The sequence below is a fragment of the Ramlibacter sp. genome, assembly GCF_035706265.1.
GTDB lineage: Bacteria > Pseudomonadota > Gammaproteobacteria > Burkholderiales > Burkholderiaceae_C > Ramlibacter.
This window is the reverse complement of the sequence record NZ_DASSVG010000006.1, coordinates 1-3,132: the sequence shown is the minus strand read 5'-3', so window position 1 is coordinate 3,132 and position 3,132 is coordinate 1. Positions and strand designations below refer to the sequence as shown.

Sequence of the window (3,132 nt, the reverse complement as noted above, 5' to 3'; positions counted from 1 at the left end):
GATCGCCCGTGAGCGCGGCGGAGACCGCGTGCTGCACCGGCGACATGACGTGCAGGTCGAAGAAGCGGTCCAGGAAGCGCACGTCGAGCGCAGCCATCGGGTCCGCGGGCAGCAGGCGCACCGGGCCGGGATGGGCGAGCTGCAGGTATTCGATGATGATGCTGGTCTCCACCAGCTCGCGCGCGCCGTCAAGGAGCAGCGGGAACTTGGCCAGGGGCCAGCGCCGCAGCCACTCCTGCGCATGCTGGGGGTGGTCCGCGTCGATGCAGCGGAATTCGAACGCCGTGCCGTTCTCGCAGAGGGCGATCAGCGCCTTCTGCGTATAGGACGAGAAAGGGTGTCCATAGAGCACGAGCGACATCGGCAGACCTCCTGCAAGCTGCTGCGCGCCGGACTCTAGCAGAACGCTCTGGCTCTGCTGGATGCTGCCGTGGCCCATCGCCGGCGGCTGACGCCAGCTTGCGCCGTTTCCCTGCCGCTGCCGCGCTGCGGCTGTCCGACCATGCGGCCAATCCGTTCGACAGCATGGCCGAGGCAACACTCCGCGACACCATCCTCAGCATCGGCGAAGAAGCCCGGGCGTCCGCCATCGCGGTCGCCGCCTACGACTTCGCCCACCACACGACGTGGTCGCTGAACCCCAACCGCTGGTTCCACGCCGCGAGCACGATCAAGGTGCCGGTGCTGCTGGCGGTGTACGACGCCATCGCGCAGGGCCGCTTCGAGGCCGACTCGCCGGTGCATGTGCGCAACCGCTTCCTCAGTGTGGTGGACCGCCGGCCTTTCCGCGTGCCGCAGGGCAGCGACGCCAACGCGGACGTGCACGCGGCGCTGGGCGGCATGCTCACGGTGCACGAACTGGCCGAGCACATGATCGTGACCAGCAGCAATCTCGCCACCAACCTGCTGCTCGACCTGGTCGGCGTCGAGGCGGCGCGGGACTGCCTCGTGCGCCTGCACCTGGGCGGCATCGACCTGCAGCGCGGCGTCGAGGACGAGGCGGCCTGGGAGGCCGGCCTCAACAACCGCGTGACGGCCGCCGGCCTCTGCGATGCGCTGCGCCTCATCGAGGAGGGCAAGGCCATCTCGCCTGAAGCCTCGAAGGCGATGCTCGACATCCTGCACCAGCAGCGCTTCCGCAGCGGCATTCCCGCCGGCCTGCCGGAGGATGCGCGCGTGGCCCACAAGACCGGCGAGATATCGACCGTGGCCCACGACGCCGGCATCGTGTACCTCGGCGGCCGCGACGCCTACGTCGTCGTCATCCTCACCGAGTGGGCCCCGGAGGTGGACGCGCGACAGGAGACGATCGCGCGCATCTCGCGCGCCGTGTACGAGTACATGACGAAGGAGTCGCGATGAGCACGCTGCCGCTGCCGCTCGTGCTCGCGCAGGAGTTGCCGCGCCAACTGCATGAGGTGCTGCGCCCCGGCGAGGCGCTGCAGGACCGGTCGGGCGCGGCGCGCGTGCTGCCGTCGTCCTTCCTGCGGGTGGAGTCGTGGAGCCAGGCGCTGGAGACCAACCTGACCCCGCACTTCAAGCTGTCGGAGCTGATGACCGTGGACGTGCGCGAAGCGGCGGCCGCGCGCGCCTTCCCGCGCCACGTTCCCTGCGCCATCCTGCTGCTCGCGGGCGCGCTGGAGCTGTTCCGGCTCGAGGTCGGCACCTATGTGCACGTCGCGGCCAACGGCGGCTACCGTTCGCCGGGGCATGCGCTCAGCCGCCGCGCCTCGCGCCACTGCTGGGGCACGGCGGCCAACATCTACCGCATCGGCGACACGTTCCTCGACACGCGCGAACAGATCGAGAAGTACGCGGCCATCGCGCGGCGGGTCATCCCCGGCGTGTGGGTGCGCCCCTATGGACAGGAAGACGGCCAGGCGGACGACCACCTGCACATCGACATCGGCTACACGGTGTTCGACCCGGTGGACGAGGGTCGCGCCCGGCCGGCGGAGGCAGGCTGAATGGCGGCCCCGAAGAAGCTGCAGCGACCCGCCGCACCCCAGCGGCTGCGCCGTGCAGCCATGGGCCTGGAAGCCGAGTGTTCGCTCCTGCTCGATGGCAAGCCGACGCGGCCGGAGAGCCTGTTCGGCAGCCCGCGCGATTTCATCCGCGGCGAGCTGATGCACCGCGAGGGCACGTCCTACCACCTGCCGACCGGGGGCGCCGTCTACTTCGACACTGGGGTCATCGAGGTGGCGACGCCGGTGATCGAGATCGAACGCGCCTGCGCGGCGCGTGCTGCGCGCTCGCTCTGGGAGGCGCTGCAGTTCATCCGCGGCGAGCTCGACGCCTGGGATGCGCGCAAGGGCCACGAGACGCGGCTGGTCGGCTTCAGCGCCCACTACAACGTCTCCTTCGAGCTGCCGCCGGGCGAGCCGGCGAATGGGCGCACGATCGAGCAACTCGCGCTGCTGCTCACGTACATCCTGCCCGCGCCGGTGATGCTGCTGGCGGCCAACCGGCGTTCCACCGGCGTCGGCGTGCGCCCGCGCCAGGACCGCATCGAGATCACTTCCGATTTCACGCCCAGCCCGGACCTGATGATCGCCGCCGCGACCCTGATCGTCGCCGTGGTGCGCGAGGTCATGACCTGGCCGACCTACGAGCTGGGCGAGCTCGCCCGGCACGACATCCCGGTCATCAGCGGGTTCCAGCCGATGCCCCACACGTCGCGCAAGGGCTGGCTGGCGCGCTTCAACTGCTATCCGGAGAACCCGTTCGCCTGCGACATCGACGCCGGCATGTGGCAGACCGAACGTGACGGCGTGCTCAGCCTGCGCGCCATCGCGGCGCGCACCGTGCGCCAGTTCCGGCACGCGATCCGCCGCATTTCCGATCCCTACAGCTTGCGGGTGATCGCCGCCGTGGTGCGCAAGCGCAGTCCTTCGCTGCTGGAGCTGGAGGACCGCCCGGACGCCTACGAGAACGTGGGCAAGGGCTGCGTCTGGGATGCGTCCTCGCCCCCCGCACGGCTGGCGCGCTCGCGCTACGAGCGGGTGGTGATGCACGCCGTCGCCGGCCAGCCGCTGCGCGTCGACGGCCGCACGCTCAGCCCGGTCGGCATGGCCGGCTGGTCGGGGGTGGTGTTCGAGCGCGAGGACCAGGGCCGCGAGGCCATCGCGCTGG

At 70.7% G+C, this 3,132-nt stretch carries 4 protein-coding genes; 3 read left to right on the top strand and 1 reads right to left on the bottom strand.

The window, feature by feature from the left end:
• On the bottom strand, nt 1–361 hold a 361-nt coding region (locus tag VFM98_RS00185), incomplete at its 3' end, for a glutathione S-transferase family protein (protein ID WP_325107863.1).
• A 98-nt stretch (nt 362–459) separates the two neighbouring features.
• On the opposite strand from VFM98_RS00185, the gene VFM98_RS00180 reads away from it, so the two are divergent.
• From VFM98_RS00180 to VFM98_RS00170, 3 genes are all read left to right on the top strand, one after another.
• A complete protein-coding gene (locus tag VFM98_RS00180) occupies nt 460–1,362 on the top strand; it encodes a serine hydrolase (RefSeq protein WP_325107862.1) in 903 nt (300 codons plus the stop codon).
• A complete protein-coding gene (locus VFM98_RS00175; protein ID WP_325107861.1) occupies nt 1,359–1,967 on the top strand; it encodes a hypothetical protein in 609 nt (202 codons plus the stop codon). Before VFM98_RS00180 ends, VFM98_RS00175 begins: the two co-directional genes overlap by 4 nt.
• The coding region (locus tag VFM98_RS00170; protein ID WP_325107859.1) for a hypothetical protein at nt 1,968–3,132 on the top strand (1,165 nt) is incomplete at its 3' end.

What these genes read in the sequence shown, in the direction of transcription:
- VFM98_RS00175 (WP_325107861.1), top strand. Translation starts at nt 1,359, where the DNA reads ATGAGCACGCTGCCGCTGCCGCTCGTGCTCGCGCAGGAGTTGCCGCGC.